Annotated in this window: 15 protein-coding genes; 10 read left to right on the plus strand and 5 right to left on the minus strand. The window is 40.3% G+C overall.

Annotation, left to right across the window (positions count from 1 at the left end):
* Nucleotides 1-92 precede the first annotated feature (92 nt).
* From ATS71_RS15790 to ATS71_RS15805, 4 genes are all read right to left on the minus strand, one after another.
* A complete protein-coding gene (locus ATS71_RS15790) occupies nt 93-812 on the minus strand; it encodes a DUF6445 family protein (protein WP_058405678.1) in 720 nt (239 codons plus the stop codon).
* A complete protein-coding gene (locus tag ATS71_RS15795) occupies nt 805-1,545 on the minus strand; it encodes a SapC family protein (protein WP_058405679.1) in 741 nt (246 codons plus the stop codon). The genes ATS71_RS15790 and ATS71_RS15795 overlap by 8 nt, the downstream gene beginning before the upstream one ends.
* Before the next feature lie 38 nt (nt 1,546-1,583).
* Nucleotides 1,584-3,140 (minus strand): tryptophan halogenase family protein, encoded by a 1,557-nt coding sequence (locus ATS71_RS15800; protein ID WP_058405680.1) that lies wholly within the window; start codon nt 3,138-3,140, stop codon nt 1,584-1,586.
* Nucleotides 3,141-3,210: 70 nt separating this feature from the next.
* A complete protein-coding gene (locus tag ATS71_RS15805) occupies nt 3,211-6,504 on the minus strand; it encodes a TonB-dependent receptor (RefSeq protein WP_082653640.1) in 3,294 nt (1,097 codons plus the stop codon).
* 351 nt (nt 6,505-6,855) lie between these two features.
* Between ATS71_RS15805 and ATS71_RS15810 the strand changes: the two genes are divergently transcribed.
* From ATS71_RS15810 to ATS71_RS15840, 8 genes are all read left to right on the plus strand, one after another.
* The gene (locus ATS71_RS15810; RefSeq protein WP_058405681.1) at nt 6,856-7,428 is read left to right on the plus strand and encodes an RNA polymerase sigma factor; all 573 of its coding nucleotides are present in this window, start codon (nt 6,856-6,858) and stop codon (nt 7,426-7,428) included.
* On the plus strand, nt 7,421-8,515 hold the full coding sequence (locus ATS71_RS15815; protein WP_058405682.1) for a FecR family protein: 1,095 nt from the start codon (nt 7,421-7,423) through the stop codon (nt 8,513-8,515). Before ATS71_RS15810 ends, ATS71_RS15815 begins: the two co-directional genes overlap by 8 nt.
* A gap of 36 nt (nt 8,516-8,551) precedes the next feature.
* Nucleotides 8,552-9,982 (plus strand): sugar porter family MFS transporter, encoded by a 1,431-nt coding sequence (locus tag ATS71_RS15820; RefSeq protein WP_058405683.1) that lies wholly within the window; start codon nt 8,552-8,554, stop codon nt 9,980-9,982.
* Nucleotides 9,983-10,201: 219 nt separating this feature from the next.
* Nucleotides 10,202-11,161: an OmpP1/FadL family transporter gene (locus ATS71_RS15825; RefSeq protein ID WP_235591513.1), complete on the plus strand. Its 960-nt coding sequence runs from the start codon at nt 10,202-10,204 to the stop codon at nt 11,159-11,161.
* Between the two features lie 87 nt (nt 11,162-11,248).
* Nucleotides 11,249-11,461 (plus strand): hypothetical protein, encoded by a 213-nt coding sequence (locus ATS71_RS19225; RefSeq protein WP_235591514.1) that lies wholly within the window; start codon nt 11,249-11,251, stop codon nt 11,459-11,461.
* Nucleotide 11,462: 1 nt separating this feature from the next.
* A complete protein-coding gene (locus tag ATS71_RS15830; RefSeq protein ID WP_058405684.1) occupies nt 11,463-11,876 on the plus strand; it encodes a YeeE/YedE family protein in 414 nt (137 codons plus the stop codon).
* A 3-nt stretch (nt 11,877-11,879) separates the two neighbouring features.
* Nucleotides 11,880-12,281, plus strand: a complete 402-nt coding sequence (locus ATS71_RS15835) for a DUF6691 family protein (protein WP_058405685.1) — start codon at nt 11,880-11,882, stop codon at nt 12,279-12,281.
* A 103-nt stretch (nt 12,282-12,384) separates the two neighbouring features.
* Nucleotides 12,385-13,464 carry a mechanosensitive ion channel family protein gene (locus tag ATS71_RS15840; protein WP_058405686.1) on the plus strand — a complete coding sequence of 360 codons (1,080 nt, stop codon included), beginning with the start codon at nt 12,385-12,387 and terminating at the stop codon, nt 13,462-13,464.
* Nucleotides 13,465-13,493: 29 nt separating this feature from the next.
* On the opposite strand, the gene ATS71_RS15845 is transcribed toward ATS71_RS15840, so the two are convergent.
* Nucleotides 13,494-15,629, minus strand: coding sequence for a TonB-dependent siderophore receptor (locus ATS71_RS15845; RefSeq protein ID WP_058405687.1), 2,136 nt, complete (start codon nt 15,627-15,629; stop codon nt 13,494-13,496).
* A 223-nt stretch (nt 15,630-15,852) separates the two neighbouring features.
* On the opposite strand from ATS71_RS15845, the gene zigA reads away from it, so the two are divergent.
* Nucleotides 15,853-17,052, plus strand: a complete 1,200-nt coding sequence (zigA, locus tag ATS71_RS15850; protein WP_058405688.1) for a zinc metallochaperone GTPase ZigA — start codon at nt 15,853-15,855, stop codon at nt 17,050-17,052.
* Nucleotides 17,052-17,741, plus strand: a complete 690-nt coding sequence (locus ATS71_RS15855; protein ID WP_058405689.1) for a DUF1826 domain-containing protein — start codon at nt 17,052-17,054, stop codon at nt 17,739-17,741. The genes zigA and ATS71_RS15855 overlap by 1 nt, the downstream gene beginning before the upstream one ends.
* Nucleotides 17,742-17,749 lie beyond the last annotated feature (8 nt).

Here is a 17,749-nt window from a genome sequence, read left to right on the forward strand (position 1 = left end):
TTTAAGATATATGAATTCTAAAAACCATTTATAAAAATCAATTTATAATCATATAAATTAGCGTCTAGCCGCTGCAAACAACACATTAATAGTCAGCACATGACTACAAAACTACTAATAGTTAAACGCCCATTAATTGGATCGCAGGCATAACCGTTAGCCGCATTTATATTACCAGAATGTAATAAGTTGCTTGGGTATATAAGAACTCGATTTAGCTTTGCCTCTACACTGGAAATTTGCTCAAACAAAACTGTGCTGCCAGTTATATAATGTGGGTTTTTATGAAGCTTTTGCGCCATGGCTTGTTGCTTTATAGCTTGCCTATAAGGAATAAGTCGCTCTTTTGTTATACGTTCATACCCTAGGGCTTTATGTTTATAAAATGAAGTCCCCCCATGTGTTTCATCACATAAAAAATGCACCATAGCGAGTTGATTCATATTGGGTGTGTCAAAATGGGGAAGCATTTGTATTGGCCTGAGTTTATCAGGCTCTGTACATGCAATTGAAAAGGCAGAAAGTATTACATCAAACTCGCTTTTATCTGCCATATTAAAGTGTGAATTAATAATTGGCGCTAGCGCTTTTAACTGCTCTATATAACTAAGCGGTGCTGCTTTTCTTACTCCTGGGTAAAAGTCACTTTCTTGTGTGCAAAATGTTTCCCTCGCATTTTGAGAAAACACAGCAAAATTAATAAGTGCATCTACATTATTCACAAAATCATCAATAACAATAATTGGGGTTTTTTCCTCCCCTACAGTGTGTACCTGTAACGCCATATTTTTGTTAAGTGTAAAATCAATCATCGGCTAAATTAAGCACCGCATTTTTACGCTCTATTAATGGATATATCTGGCCAAGTGAGGTTACTACTGTATAAATAGCAGGTAATAAAGCACTTTGATGTAAAAGTGTAATTTGCTCACTATTAAGTTGTGCGAGTTTGTCTTGATTAATAGTGTATAGGCCGTTTAACTTTGTTTTTTGGTTATTTTCAAACGTTACTTCAAGCGATAATGGCTGTAGTAGATCATACTTTAACAACGCAGCGATTAACTTTTTATTGTCTAATTCGCCTTGTAGTAAATGCCCTAAACACTGCTTTATTTGTTTAAAATAGCCACTTTCTTCTGCGCTTTGGGTATAAATTGGTTCTAAATTATTTTCGCTTTGCGCAGAGTTATCAACTACTGCAGGGCTATTCAAATTAATACACACAGGGTATTGCGTTTGCTGCGCATGCGTATCACCAACAAAAAATGGCTGACGCTGTAACTGAAGCGGTAAATATACGCCCTGCCACTGTGATTGCTGATAAAACAAGTTCTCATGTTGCTCAAAGCCTAATAAAGCATTGAGTGTAAACTCGCCTGTTTCTGAGTTTTTTGCAAAAACTATAGGCTGCTGAACGGCAATTTGGCTAAGCTCCACCATAACTACGGGGATCATATTAAGATTTTTAGCGTGTGATTGTGCTTTTTGTGTGTCTATTTTTATATGCTGATGAGCACTTTGCTCTAATGCGACTAAATTTTCCATGCGTGTCTCTTTATTGTTTTTATGCGTAAATTTTTAAGCTAAATAGCGCTAAAACCATGGCGCTTGATTTTATTAAGCAGCTCTCGGTTACTGGGTAAGTTAGTGACTGCTTGGTTTATCATGCTCTTATTTTTATCAAACTGACTTTTAGCGAAAACATTGTCTTTAAGCATATAGGCAGTTGTGCTGTAATCACTTTTAAAGCCCATACCGTATAAAACATATTGATAACTCGCCGCTGGAAACACCTCATTATTACTTGTAAAGTCGTGATCAGCAGGAGCACGGTATTGCCACAACTTCATTAGATCTTGTAAGCTTTGAGGAATCGTTTTTGGGTCTCTGTTGTCGCGCCAAAATGCGTTATCGTCACGGTTTGATAAAATATAATGCAGTTTTAAAAAGTCGATTATTTTTTCCCACCTATAGGTAAACGTCTCGTTAAAGCGTTTGGCGGTAATATCCATAATATCTCGGGTATGGGGGAGCTGTTCGCTGATCATCTGTGCTGACATTTCTACTAATACCAATGCAGAAGCTTCAAGTGGCTCTAAAAAACCAGCCGAAAGCCCAACCGCAACACAGTTATTTTGCCAAAAGTGTGAGCGATGGCCACTTTTAATCGGGATTTTTCTAACTGTTAACGACTCTATTTTATCGCCCACATACGCTTTAAGCTTTTCTCGTGCTTGAGCTTCGCTACTGTATTTACTCGAATACACGTAACCTACACCACGGCGGTGCTGTAATCCTATATCCCATATCCAACCCGCTTCTTGCGCTGTTGAGATTGTGTGAGATGCAATACTCTCATCTTCATTATCATAAGGGACTTGCACTGCTAAGGCGGTATCAATAAATAGCACGTCATCGCACGGCTTAAAAGGCACCTTATAATGCTCACCTAATAACAATGAAGAAAAGCCGGTGCAATCAACAAATAAATCACCGCTAATTTCACCTTGTTGCTTTGTGGTAACACTTGCAATATCGCCATTATTAGCACTATTAACCTGCATCACATCGGCTAAAATATGTTTAACGCCAAGCTGCTGCGTACAATGCTTTTGTAAAAAAACGGCAAATTTTGCAGAGTCTAAATGGTAGGCATAATTGGCTATAGCTGCGTATTCTGGGGTGCGAATTGTTTTTGGAGCAAGCCCTTGCTCACAAATAGCTTCTTGGTAACACACTGCATTTGAAAAAGATGCTGGCTCAGCGGTGTTATTTAACCAATGGCCTGCCATATCTGTTTTTGAAAAGCCCTGTGGCAAAACTAATGGGTGATAATAAAAATCATCATTGCTGCCATCCACCCACTTGGCGAATTTTGCCCCCTGCTTAAAGCTTGCTTCGCACTCACGTATAAAGTCGGTTTCGCTAATGCCAAGCGCTATTAAAGTACTGCGCATGGTTGGCCAAGTGCCTTCGCCAACACCTATAATTGGTACGTTAGGAGATTCAACGAGTACAACATTAAGACCATCCGGGGTATTACTTTTATGGTGCGCCGCTAATCGACCGGCTGTTAGCCAGCCCGCTATACCCCCACCAACGACAACCACTGTTTTTATTTTTTTATCTTGCTGGTTCATACTTGTTACCTGAAAGGCATAGTTAAAAAGTGGCCATTACTAAATGTAAAAGCCACTTTATTAATTAAAGTTAAAAACTACCACGAACACCTAACGCAAAACGTCGCCCGCTGTCTTCAACCAATAGTAATTGGTTAGAAAAACGACCACGCTTATGCACGTATTCTTCGGTTAAGTTAATACCTTCAAAAAATACCGATACATTTTCGGTAATGTCATAGCTTCCACTAGCATCAAGTTGTGCGTAATCTTCTACAATGGTTACACCATCACCATTTAGCTGTGTTAGCGACTGTACAAAGCTATCGCGCCAGTTATAGGCTAAACGCGCTTGAAATGGGCCATTCTCATAAAAGCCAACCACATTATAAGAGTCGCTTAAGCCTGTTAATGCAAAAACTTGAGTTATATCGGCAGAGTCTAACTCTGCATCGCTGTCTACAAATGTTGCATTAACCATAAAACCAAAGCCACTATCAAAACTATGTTGTAAGGCTACTTCCCAGCCATCAACAATCGCCGATTCACTATTATTGGGTAATGTATTAGTAAATACAGCCGTTGAATCGGCAGCATCGGGGTTATCTACATCATTACCTGTTGAGGGGTCAGTTAACAATCCGCCACCAGACAACTCAAAAGTTAAGTCTTCGGTCGTATTAATAATGAAGTTAGCAACGTTTTTTCTAAAGTAACCCGCAGATAAATAACTAGCATCCGCGTAATACCACTCTAATGATAAATCTAAATTATCAGAGGTAAATGGCTCAAGTGCAGGGTTACCAGAGCTTGATGTTAAATTGCCGCCTTGGCGAGTTGTTTCGATGACTGTTACAGGCGACATACTATCGAGTGTTGGCCGTGTAATTGTTTGCGATACAGCGGCACGTGCTATTAGCTCATCGCTTATTTCAAGCTTTACACTAAAGTTAGGTAAAATAGCTTCATAATCTGAACTGGCTGAAATATTTTCTACAGCGCCAAAGTTAGCAAGCATTTCTGTTTTATCTAGAATGGTTAACGCACTAACTGGCTCATCGGTCCCCTTTACTTTTACATCAGTGCTTTCGTATCTAAAGCCCGCTGTTGCGTATAAAGGCATGCCTGCAAGCTCAGCTTCAAAATCAAACTCAGTATAAAACGAGAAAGTATCTTCAGTTATCTCAAACGACTTATTACGTTTAACTGCATCAAAACTAATAGGTTGACCATTCGCCGCAGCTATTTGCTCAAGGTACGCAAAGTTTGCTTCGCCATCGTGTGCAAGCCATGACGTTGGCATACGACCGCTGCCGCTTACATCGCCTAAAAAGTCATCCCCTGCATCAAATACAAATTGTGCTAAGCCATCCATGCTTGGGTTATCCGGGTAACCACAAAAAGTACAGTGAATACCAACACCTTCGTTATCCCAACGATCAAGGTTTTTAGTTTCAGTTGAATACATAGCACCAAACTTGACCGAGACTAAGCCTGAGCTACCATCGTTATGCCAAATGCTATCCCAACGAAACTGATCCACGGTATCTTCTACAGCCCAACCACGACGAAGCATTACGTGTGCTCGACTATTGGCGGTATCTAAATGATTAGATACACCATCAGGCGTAACTGCTGGGTTATAAGCAACCCCATCAAGTTCTTGCTGACCGCTATAAATATTAGGATTAGCAGAGGCAAACTCACTTGCGTAAGGTAGTATGCCACCATCTACTTCAAATCGAACTCGGTTAGCATAGCCAATCAACGATAACTGATCGCCACCGCCGTTATTAGCCTCACGCTCGGCTTTTGAATGGCTCAAATCAAATTTCATATTTAAGTTATCGTTTACATGCCAATCAAAGTTTAAGCCTAGTGCGCTAGAGCTTGTTAAGCGATCAAACTTTTTAGCGTGCATATCGGTAGCAAGGCCTACCTCTTGATATAAATCTACCACTGTGCCATTTTGGTCCACAGTTGGCCCTGCAGCCCCGCCAAAGCCTTCTAAGTTTGGCGCTGTAAACCAATGCCCGTAAGACGTGGTGTCAGCTTCAACATCAAAATCAGAATAAAGCCCATCGGCTGTTATAACTAAATCATCTGAAGGTGCATATTGTATAACTAAGTTTGCATTAGTACGTGTACGTGTTTCTGTAGTGACTTTATGATCGTAGTTACGCGGCGAAAAAATATTACCGGTATATGCTTGCCCGCTTTGAGTTTGCGGATTTGGGACACCCACGTTTTCTAACCAACCGTCTACCTGTGCCTGGTTTAAGCGTGTTTCGCGCTCCTGACGAGAAACAGCAAACAACACACCTAGTGTGTCATCATTAAACGTATTGCTAATTAAGCCTGAAATTTCAGGCGTGGTTTCTTCACTATTTTCATCGTAAATACCTTTAACACTGCCCGCAACTTTAAAACCGCTAATTGCAAATGGTCGCGCTGTATTTACATTAACTGTTGAACCAATACCGCCTGACTGCTTTGTGGCTGTTGAGGTTTTAAATACATCCAAGCTTTTAACCAGCTCTGATGCGATAGTATCAAAGCTAAACGCACGGCTTTGGTTTTCAGATGCCATTTGGCGTCCGTTTACCAGGACTGTATTAAACTGCGGGCCAAAACCACGTACCGTAATGAGCTGCCCTTCGCCGCCTGAACGGTCTATTGAAACCCCGGTAATACGCTGTAAAGACTCAGCTAAATTTGTGTCAGGAAATTTACCAATATCTTCAGCTGAGATGGAGTCGACCACGCCACCCGCTTCTCTTTTTGCATCCATAGCTCGACCAAGCGAGCCTCTAATTCCACGTACTTCAATTATTTCTGGTTCTTGTGCTGCTGTCTCTGCTACTGCAGGAAGCGTTGTCATTGTGCTTAGTACGGCTAGTACAGCACTCGACACGCCATTTTTTTTATAGTTAGCCATGTTGTCAGTTCTCTCGAAACTTGGGTCTATTAAAATAGATATTTGCCCATCTTCGCTAACATGCGGTTGCAACCCTGTGCCATCGAGTAAAATATGTAACGCGTTTATTATTGAATACTCGCCAGCAATAGTATTTGTTTGTAACTGCTGAATTTTATCCAGCGGAAAAAGCAAAGTAATATCGGCTTGCTCGGCAAAATTTATTAGCGATAAATCGGCCCTTTGTCTGGGAATATTAAACACTGCTTTATCGTTTACAGTACTCGCTTTTACCTCGGTGGTGAGTAAGCTAAAAACCAGTACATAAATAGGTAAACAAAGCGGCAAATTTAAATATTCCTTGCGTATAGTTTTTGGCCATACACAGAACAAAGACGAGTGACTTTTTATTTTCCTCCATAAATATTTTTTATTTTTATTTAATAAATTATTTTTTTGACCAGCCATACTAAATTTTTTATGCCTTTATTATTTTTATTGTTTGCGCTTTTAACAATATTTTTAAACAATTAAAAATACAGCCCACATTGCAATTTTTTACTTATTAATTAAAAATTTAAATTTTCAAAGCGAATAGTCATTACCTAGTAGGGTACTAGTAATGGCAAAAACTGTAGTACAATTCGCCTTTACATTACAAGCTTTATGCCTCGTTCGGTCAGTGAACATTAAATTAAAAAATAAAATACTGATTTATTTTTTAATTTAATGGCGGATTTTTTCTTACCATTCGTCTTAGTTTGTATTGGCAAATAAAATAACAATAATTGCCGTAAACACACACGAGACACACACTAAATGACGAAAGACACACTTTTTTATAAGGTCTATTTGGCCTCGCGCAAAAGTCTATCAAGTGTAGTTGCACGCATAGTGCCACCACATGAAATTGAAGATATAGTGCAAGAAACTTATGTGCGAATTTGTCAGATTAAAAACACTGAAAACATAAGCTCACCAAAATCTTTTATTTACAAAACGGCGCGAAACTTAGCGCTCGATTACCAAAAGCAAGCCAATATACGCCTAGTCGATGGCATCGACAACATGGAAGCGTTAGAGCAACTCTTAGCAGAGCACCAGCAAGACGAAATGTACGAAAAAGCACTAACCGATAGTGAATTTTCTAATTTTTGTGAGGCCATACGGCTTTTACCCGTGCAGTGCCGTAAAGTGTTTGTATTAAAAAAAGTGTATGGTTATTCGCAGCGAGAGATTGCTGCTCAATTAAACCTTAGTGAAAGTACCGTGGAAAAACATATAGCAACAGGCATGAAACGTTGTACGCAATTTATGCGTCAATCTACAAAAAGTGTTTATGGGCAACCAAATACTTCTTCGCAGCTAAATGCAGGAGGTGGAAATGACTAATATTCATCATATAAACGAGCGAAATTTAAGCGACGATGTGCGCCTTGATAAGGCAAGTGAATGGCTAGCTAAACTTGACCGTGGGCTGACTAAGCCCGAAGAACAAGCGCTAAAACAATGGTTAGCACAATCTTATAAAAATGTAGAGGTGTTACTTGAAGTAGCAAAGCTGTGGGACAAAATGGGCGATCTCAGCCGTTTGTCAGATCTGTTTCCACAAACACCGGTAAAACAAAAACGTCTCCCAGTGTGGTTAGGTGCGACAGCTGCCTCTATTTTATTAGCTGTTGCACTTAGCTTTTTTCAAGAAGCGTTTAACTTTTCATTTTTTTACCCAGTTAATCAGTCAGCAGTGGTTGCGAAACAACTTAATTTTCAAACCAACGTAGGTGAAAGTAAGGACATACTGCTTTCTGACAAAAGTAAAATTACCTTAAACACTAATAGCTTTGTTCAAGTTAGGTATACCGAGCACTCTCGCGTAATAAATCTACTGCGTGGCGAAATTCATATAGATGTAGCTCACGATAAAATGCGCCCTTTAAGCGTTATCGCGGGTGATAAAGTTATTCAAGCTGTTGGTACCGCATTCAATGTAGAGGTGGGTAAAAAACAAATAGAACTCATTGTGACAGATGGCAAAGTCCTTGTTGCAGAACAAAAAGCCAAATCGTTACCCAATCTTTCCCAAGGAACAAATAAGCAAGGTCAGTACTTATCAACTAGCTCAACTTCGGTGTCAAAGGGAGAAAAACTTGACTTAAGCTTTAAAGGTAAAATTGCTAAAGCGGTCGAAAAAGTTGATCCTATGGATGTAGCCGCTAGATTATCGTGGCGCAAAGGTAGCTTGATATTTAGAGGTGAATCACTTGCTGAAGCCATGGCTGAAATCAGCCGCTATACAAATATAGATTTTGAGCTTTCAGAAGATGACCGTCTCAAAACTGTGCAAGTAGCCGGCATGTTTAAAACAGGCGATATTAAAGGACTGTTGGAAGTATTAAACAATAACTTTAATATTGATTATGAAAGAGTCAGCCCAAATAAAATTCGTTTAAAATACGCAACACCACACGTTTCAATATAGCAAAGTACACCATAATAATAACTAGGACACACAATTATGACATCACCTCTTTCGCCGAGCACTAATAGCTCGGCGCACACATTGGGCACATGCTCTCTTTTTTACGTAATATTTATCTCGGCCGTTGCTGCTATTGGTGGCTTTTTATTTGGTTTTGACTCAGGCGTTATTAACGGCACGGTGTCGGCACTCGGTAATGCTTTTAATTCAAGCAGTGTGGCTACAGGGTTTAATGTAGCCTCGGTATTATTAGGCTGCGCATTAGGTGCACTTGCAGCGGGGCCGCTGGCTGATAAGTTTGGCCGCCGTGCAATTATGATCATCACCGCGATTATTTTTGCTATTAGCGCATTTGGTTCGGGCATTAGCGAAAGCTCGGCCGAGTTTATTTTTTACCGCTTATTTGGTGGGTTAGGTATTGGAGCTGCATCGGTATTGGCGCCAGCTTATATTGCAGAGGTTGCGCCACCAGCCCTTCGTGGTCGTTTAGCTACACTTCAACAACTCGCTATTGTATTGGGTTTGTTTGCTGCGTTTTTAAGTAACTATTTAATTGCTGATGCAGCAGGCAGCGCGCAAAATATTTTAATGCTTGATATAGCCGCTTGGCGCTGGATGTTTTGGGCTGAGCTGGTGCCTGCAATACTTTTTTTAGTGGGAGTGTTGTTTATTCCTGAGTCGCCTCGTTATTTAGTGGCGCAAGGTAAAGTAACCGATGCAAAAACGGTATTTAGTAAAATTTCGAACGACAACGTTGATGCGCAAATAAGCGATGTTAAACGCTCCTTGCACAGTGATAAAAAGCCGGGTATTCGCGACTTATTTATCGATGGCAGTAAAAAGGTACACCCTATTGTATGGGCGGGTGTTGCGCTTAGCGTATTTCAGCAATTTGTAGGTATTAACGTGGTGTTTTATTACGGCTCAGAGCTTTGGCAAGCCGCTGGGTTTGACGAGTCGCAATCGCTATTTATAAATGTATTAGCGGGCACCACGAATGTTGTATCGACCTTTATTGCTATTGCCCTAGTTGACAAAATTGGCCGTAAACCACTATTACTTGTAGGCAGTGTGGGCATGTTTATTAGCTTAAGTGCGCTTACTTATATATTTGGCAGCGCAGGCCTTGATGAAGCAGGCAAGCTTGCACTTAGCGATAACATGGGGACGTTTGCGCTTATAATGGCTAACTTATTTGTGGTATTTTTTGGCTTAAGTTGGGGCCCTGTTGTGTGGGTGTTATTAGGCGAAATGTTTAATAACCGAATTCGTGGCGCAGCCCTCGCGGTTGCTGCAAGCGCACAGTGGATTGCTAACTTTGCCATTACCATGACCTTCCCTATTATGTTGGCTAATATTGGCCTTGCAGGTGCGTACGGCTTTTACGCTTTATCGGCACTTATTAGTATATTTTTTGTGGCTAAATACATTACAGAAACCCGTGGTAAAACACTTGAGTCTATGTAATTAATCTAGGGCGGTGAATCCTCTCACCGCTTTGTATTTTTTAGCTAAATGATTGATTTAATGGTTGTATAAAAGGCTTAAGCCATTACCTCGCTAAACTTTGGGTTAAACACACACGCTAAATATTTTTTTTACTATAAGTAATCGATTTATATTCCTTTTTTTGAATATAGAAAATTAGCTATTGTCCGCGTTTTCTCACTACGTATGTCTATCAAAATGAAAAATAAGTTAGTATCAGGCCTTGCATTAACATGCACATTAGGAACATTTAGCGCATTTGCTACCAATGGGTATTTTACTCATGGCTATGGCATGACCCACAAAGGCATGGCAGGTGCAGGGGTTGCGCTATCTGAAGAGTTAATGTCTGGTGCTAATAACCCAGCCAGTTTTACTGTAAATGGGACAGAAATGTCACTGGGATTAGAGCTATTTTCACCTGATAGAAAATACACAGCATCATCTGTAGATACGTTTTATCCTAATGCGCTTTATCTTGAAGCAAAAACCCAAAAAAGTGATAACACGTTATTTGCCATCCCTGAATTTGCTATTGGCCATCAGTTAAATGACAAAATAAATATTGGCCTATTGGTTTACGGCAATGGCGGTATGAACACCGACTACAGCGCCAATTCTGAGCCTGAAGGTACATTTTACGCTGGCACAACAGGCGTTGATTTAAAACAGTTATTTATTAGTCCAACTATTAACTATAAATTAAACGAGCAAACAAAAGTGGGGGTTTCACCTATTTATGTTGTGCAACAATTTAAAGCGACAGGCCTGGGAAACTTTGCCCCTTTTTCGCAATCGCCTGAAAATTTAACTAATAATGGCACCGACACCAGCACAGGCTTAGGTGTGCAAGTGGGCATAACTCAAACCGTAGGCACATCGTTTAGCTGGGGTGCCAGTTACCGCTCGTCGGTGTCTATGGAAGAGTTTGATAGCTATAAAGGTTTATTCGCAGAAGACGGTGGCTTTGACTTACCTACCTCAATTCAAATTGGTGCCGCCTATAAAATTACACCAAATAACCAACTTGTATTCGATTGGCAAAAAATAAACTACAGTGAAGTTAAAAGCATTGCCAACCCAATAAGTAACTTAATGTCTGCACCGTTAGGTGCAACAACAGGTGCAGGGTTTGGCTGGGAAGATATGGATATATAGAAATTAGGTTATCAGTGGCAGCGTACTGCGAAACAAAAAATTCGCTTTGGTGTTTCTTACACTCAACAGCCTATTCCGTCGTCTGAGGTGTTATTTAATATTTTAGCACCGGGTGTACAAGAGTGGCATTTTACAACTGGTTTTAGCCATAAAATTAGCGACAATGTACAATTAAATGCTATGGCTTTTTACTCGCCAGCTAAAAAGGTATCAGGTGCTAACTTTTTAGCGCTAAACCAGCAACTAGCAATCGAAATGGACCAATCAGGTGTTGGTGTATCAATTGTTTGGGGAATATAAAATGGTAACTGAATTTACGCCTTTATCCGCCGCTTTAGGCGGTGCTTTAATTGGTATTTCATGTGCATTATTACTTGTTTTATTTGGTAAAGTGGCCGGTATTTCAGGGTTAGTTAAATCTTTGTTTACTCCACTAAAACCCGATAATGTGTGGAAAGTGTGCTTTATTACAGGCTTATTAATTGCGGGCGTTGCCACTTCACTTATTGCGCCTGAGTTATTAGAGGGCGAGTTAAGCCTACCGCCGTGGTTAATTATTATAGCGGGGCTCTTAGTGGGTGTTGGCACGTCATTTGCCAATGGCTGCACAAGCGGCCATGGCGTGTGTGGTATGTCGCGTTTCTCTACACGTTCTTGGGTTTCAACATGTGTGTTTATGCTTGTTGCTGTAATAACTGCTAACTTAGTTGGATAAAACATGAAAGCAATTACATCGGTATTTTTAGGCTTTATTTTTGGCTTAGGCCTTATTATTAGCGGGATGACCAACCCTGATAAAGTACTTAATTTTTTGACCTTTGGCGAAAGCTGGGATGGCAGTTTAATTATTGTAATGGCGGTAGCCATGGGAATAATGATGTTGGCGTGGTTTTGGGTTTCTAAAAAAGATACCCCTTTATTTGGTGAAGCATTTAGCCTGAGTAATCTAAAAAATGTAGATCGTAGATTAATTACGGGCTCTGTTTTGTTTGGTTTGGGGTGGGGATTGAGCGGAATTTGCCCTGGCCCCGGCTTAGTTCAACTGGTGTCATTCAAAATGGAGTTTTGGCTGTTTTTTGCCTCTGTATTGGGTGGAATGTGGGTAGCTAAAAAAATATGAGTAACGATTGCCGAGCTCATCTCGGCAATACACTTCTCTTTATTTCAAACATAGGTACATAACTTGCTGTATTAAATATAATTATATTTAATAGGTTTAAGTTATGCTCAAAAATACGCTTGACGTTATTAATAACACCCCTTGGTTGAGTACGATAGCTTACCTTTTATTTGTAACTATACTGTTGTTTTTTATTCGTTTTTTTATAATGTACTGGCTAAAAAAATGGACATCAAAAACAACATTTACATTCGACACATTACTTCTAGACTCAATATCTAAGCCACTAACACTTTGCACAATTATTGTGCTAATCACCATTTTAGAGCACGATACATTCGTTATTGACCCCGAGTTAGCAAAGCGAATTCCATTCAACAGCATTAATATTGTATTAGCTTTACTTGCCCTTATATTTTTTTTAAATCACTTTGTTATTGGCGCCGTTAATCACTACGCTAAACAATCTGCGGTTATTTTTAATTCTCAAAGTATTATAAAGGGGGTTATTCGCGTTACTCTTTTTTCGGTGGGGTTGTTGGTTTTATTGGGCACCTTGGGTATTTCTATTACGCCTATCATTGCATCTCTTGGTATTACTTCGCTTGCCGTTGCACTTGCCCTGCAACCCACCCTTGAAAATTTTTTTTCGGGCGTACAGCTTGTTATAGATAAACCCATACGTGTGGGGGATTTTATTGAGCTTGAATCAAAGGAGCAGGGCTTTGTAGAAAAAATTGGTTGGCGCTCTACGTGGGTTAAAATGCTGCCAAATAATATGATTATTATTCCTAATAGTCAGCTTTCTAAATCGCGTATTATTAATTACTTTTATCCCGAAAAAGAGTTGAGTGTACCTGTTGATGTAAGCGTGCATTACAGCTCAGACTTAGAGTTTGTAGAGCAGGTAACGCTTGAAGTTGCTCGCCAAGTATTGATTGACCATGAGTGGGGCGTTGATGATTACAATACCTTTGTGGTGTATCACACCTTTGATAACTCAAGTATTAATTTTACCGTAATGCTGCGCGCAAAAGAGTACTTTAATCGATTTTGGGTTAAATCTGCTTTTATCAAAGCGCTCCATAAACGCTATAACCAAGAAGGTATTGTGATCCCCTTCCCTATTACAGCCATTAATACATCGCAAGAAGCGGCTAATTTTAATAGCGATAAAAAATAAGCGCGAGATAAGCTCGCGCTTAATTTACTTTAAAATTTATAGGTCACTTGGCCTACTATTTCACGTGGGCTGCCCGGGAAATGGCCGTTACGCTCACTAAAGCCACTTACTGCGTATTCTTTATCGAATAGATTATTAATATTTACACTTAATAAAACATCGTCAAAGCGAGTAGTCCAGCTCATATCAAATACAGTAAAGGATTTAACTTTTTGGCCGTCTTGGCTTATTTGCTCGCTTACGTAATTTGCGCCAAATGCAATAGACGAATCGATGTTATCAAGCGCAAAACGCGACCATAAACCAGCTTGGTGACGCGGCGCATTAGCAAAGCGAGAGCCATCACCGTAGGTGCTTGAAATAGTATCGCCCGTTACCCCCTCAACAACCAATGTATCGTTGTAGGCGTAGTTAGCCGTTACCGTCCAATGCTCGGTTAAATCGCCCACCAGCGTTGTTTCAAACCCACGGCTTTCTACCTCACCAATATTTAAAAGTGCTGCAATGCCATCACCCGCGCCAGTGTCGTCAGGGTTGCTCATTACTACGTTTTCTTTATTAATTTGGTAAATAGCAAAGGTGCTCATAATTTTGCTATTAAGCCATTTGTTTTTCATACCAATTTCGGTTTGTTTACCGGTTTCTGGGGTTAAATTACCCTCGCCCTCTACGTCTTCTTGATCGCCCGACGATGCTGGGTTAAAGCTTTCTGAGTAATTTATGTATACCGATGTGTTTTCAACGGGTTGGTAGGTAACAGCCACGCGCGGCGTTACATCGTTATCTGAATAACTGTAACCGGTTTCTTTGTTTAGCTCTTTAAAATAATCGTAGCGCAGGCCTGCAATAACAGTCCATTGCTCGTTAATGCTTACAATATCTTGTACGTATACGCCAAAACGGTCGGTTTCAACACCATCGCGGTTCATGTCGGTAAGGTTATAAGTACTTGGGTCGGTTTCGCCATAATTTAAGTCAAATATGTTTAAATTAGCCACCCCGTTTGCTTCATAGCGGGCACGTAAGTAATCGTACTCGGTATCGACTGTGTGGTAGTCGCCGCCAAATAATACTTGGTGCGTTAATTGGCCTTGCTCAAAGCTATAAACAAAGTCAGTCGTTAAGCTTGTTTCTTCGTTTGCGCGGTATTGCTTACGGTATTCGCGTTTAATGGTTTCGTCATCAATGTTTGCTTCACCATCGCCGTTTACATCTACCCAGCTTTGCGACTCATGGTACGCTTGGCCGCGTTCGTTATCCATGTAACGTAGTGTGCTACTTACAGAAAAATCATCATTAAAGTAATGCTTTAGCTCGGCCTGCAGTACTAACGCTTCCATATCTTGGTAGTCAAATGCTTCGTTTGCGTTGTAACTTGGGTCAACTAAAAAATTACCGTTCTCATCTACCGGTACACCACGTAAACGGTTACCATCTAGGTCTTGTTTGATGTAGTCAACACTTGTGGTTAGTGTGGTTGAATCTGTTAAATCAAATAATAAACCACCGGTATACTCGGTATTTTTTGAATCTGCATTATTACGAAAGCTGTCTTGCTCCTCGTAATAACCACCTATACGATACGCCATGGTATCGGTTAAACCGCCGGTCATATCAAGTGATGCACCATGCGTGTTGTAATTGCCAAGCGTTAGTTTTAGCTCTTTGCTTTGCGTGTATGAAGGCTTTTTAGTCACGTAGTTGATCATACCGCCTGGCTCACCGCCACCATATAACGCAGAGGCTGGGCCTTTTAATACTTCGACACGCGCTACATTAAACAATTGTGGTACACCAAAGCCCGAATACGGATCGCCGCGTACGCCATCGTAAAATACATTGGCATCGTCTCTAAATCCACGAAAAGTAACGCCTGAATAGCTGTACTCACTTACCCCTGCTATTGAGCGGTATAAATCGGTAATGTCGCGCGCGGCTTGGTCAATAATAAGTTGCTCGGTCAATAACTGCGCAGATTGCGGTAATTTAATAAGATCTAAATCCGTTTTAGTCCCAATTTTACTTTCGGTTTCTAGGTAAAACTGCTGAGCGCGGCCTGTTACTTCTATTTTTTCAATCTCGTTATTTTGCTCGGCAAATGCCACATTAGAAAAAGCAGAAAAAGACGCAGCAATACTGAGCGCCAAATATTTTTGGTTAAACATGTTGATCCAGTGAAGAGGCTTAAAAAAACAACGCGAATGATAACGACTATCATTACCATGTACAATGTAAATAATTCCATATTCCCCCTTCTTTTTCGAATGAAAAGTATTTGAGTAACACATTTAATTTGCAGCTCAGCATTAAAAAATTAATTAGCATTACTGGAATACAAAATTGATATAATATAACATACCTTAAATTGTAATTTAGTAAGATTATTAAATGATAAATAAACTGCCCGTCACAGTGTTATCAGGTTTTTTGGGGGCCGGTAAAACCACTGTACTTAGCCATATTCTTAATAACAGGCAAGGTAAAAAAGTGGCTGTTATAGTTAACGATATAAGCGATATAAATATCGATGCAGCCACTATTAAAAACGATGTATCGCTCAATCACAGTAACGAAAAGCTCGTCGAAATGAGCAACGGTTGTATTTGCTGTACCCTACGAGAAGACTTACTTGTTGAAGTGGGCAAACTTGCCAAAGAGGGGCATTTTGATTACCTCGTTATTGAATCAACCGGTATTTCTGAGCCATTACCGGTAGCCGAAACCTTCACATTTGCCGATGAAAATGGCGTATCACTGGGTGATATTGCCCCCCTTGATACTATGGTAACGGTAGTTGATGCCGTTAACTTTTTAAACGACTACGAACAAGCAAATGATTTACAAGATACCGGCGAATCGTTAGGAGAAGACGACGAACGAAGCGTAGCCGACCTACTTGTTGACCAAGTTGAATTTGCCGATGTAATCTTAATCAGTAAAACGGATTTAATTACAAACGATGAATTAAATAAACTCACTGCCATTTTAAATACGCTTAACACTCACGCTAACATTATCCCTATTTCAAACGGCCATATTAATATTAACGAAGTGCTAAACACGGGTTTATTTAATTTTGAACGTGCCCAACAAGCGCCGGGTTGGCTTAAAGAAATGCGTGGTGAACATATTCCCGAAACCGAAGAGTATGGTATTAGCAGCTTTAATTACACTGCGCGCCGCCCATTTGACCCAGAAAAGTTTTATAACTTTCTTCATAGCACCGAAAAGTTTGGTAAGCTCATTCGTTCTAAAGGGTATTTTTGGCTGGCTACTCGGCCTTTATTTTGCGGGCAATGGAGCCAAGCAGGCGGTATTGCTCACTACGGATTTGCTGGTATGTTTTTTAAAGCAATTCCTAAAAAAGACTGGCCCACAGATCCCGAAATACTTGCTGATATAAACAGTAAATGGGTAGAACCCTTTGGCGACATGCGCCAAGAGCTAGTGTTTATTGGTCAATCTTTGAATCAACAAGCCATGATTAAAGCGCTTGATGACTGCCTACTCCCAGAAGATGCCGTACTTAAAGGTAAAGATTTTTGGAGAACCTATAACGACCCGTTTCCTATTTGGGAGGAAGAGTAATGAATGCCCTAGCCCCACTAACTGCGCAAATAAAACCGGATGAACCACTGTACCGAAAAGCAGCTAAAGAGTGTGACGCCAATGTATTGCCACAAATTTATAACCAAGACACTAACATTGTTATTTGGCAAAGAGACCTTGACCAAGCATTAACAAATGCAGTTAATACGCTCATTAGCGCAAATACTTTAAAGCCACTAGAACTTGCTGTATCGCCCGATGATGCGTTTGACCAATTAATAAAAGCATTTAAGCCAGAAGATAATAACCGTGATGAAGTTAAAGCGCTGTGTGAAGATATCGCACTGTTGGTTGAAATGTTTTGCTGCCTGTTTGATTTAAAACGCGCCGGTTTAAGGCTAACAATATTAGATAAACCCATGTGCCCGCGTTTTCATGTAGACAAAATTCCGTGCCGGCTAGTGACTACCTATCAAGGTGTAGCTACGCAGTGGTTAAATCACAGCGATGTAGAGCGCTCAAAACTTGGTACTGGTAATTTAGGTAAGCCCGATGAAGAGTCTGGCTTATTTAAAAGCCTAAATAATATTAATCAACTCAAGCAAGGTGATGTTGCCCTGCTTAAAGGCGAGTACTGGGATGAAAACGAAGGTGCAGGGCTAGTGCATCGCTCGCCACCGGTGACTGCAAACGAGCAACGGTTATTGCTCACCCTCGATTTTATATGAAATTAAAG

It is taken from the genome of Pseudoalteromonas sp. H71 (assembly GCF_001468485.1).
Lineage (GTDB): Bacteria > Pseudomonadota > Gammaproteobacteria > Enterobacterales > Alteromonadaceae > Pseudoalteromonas.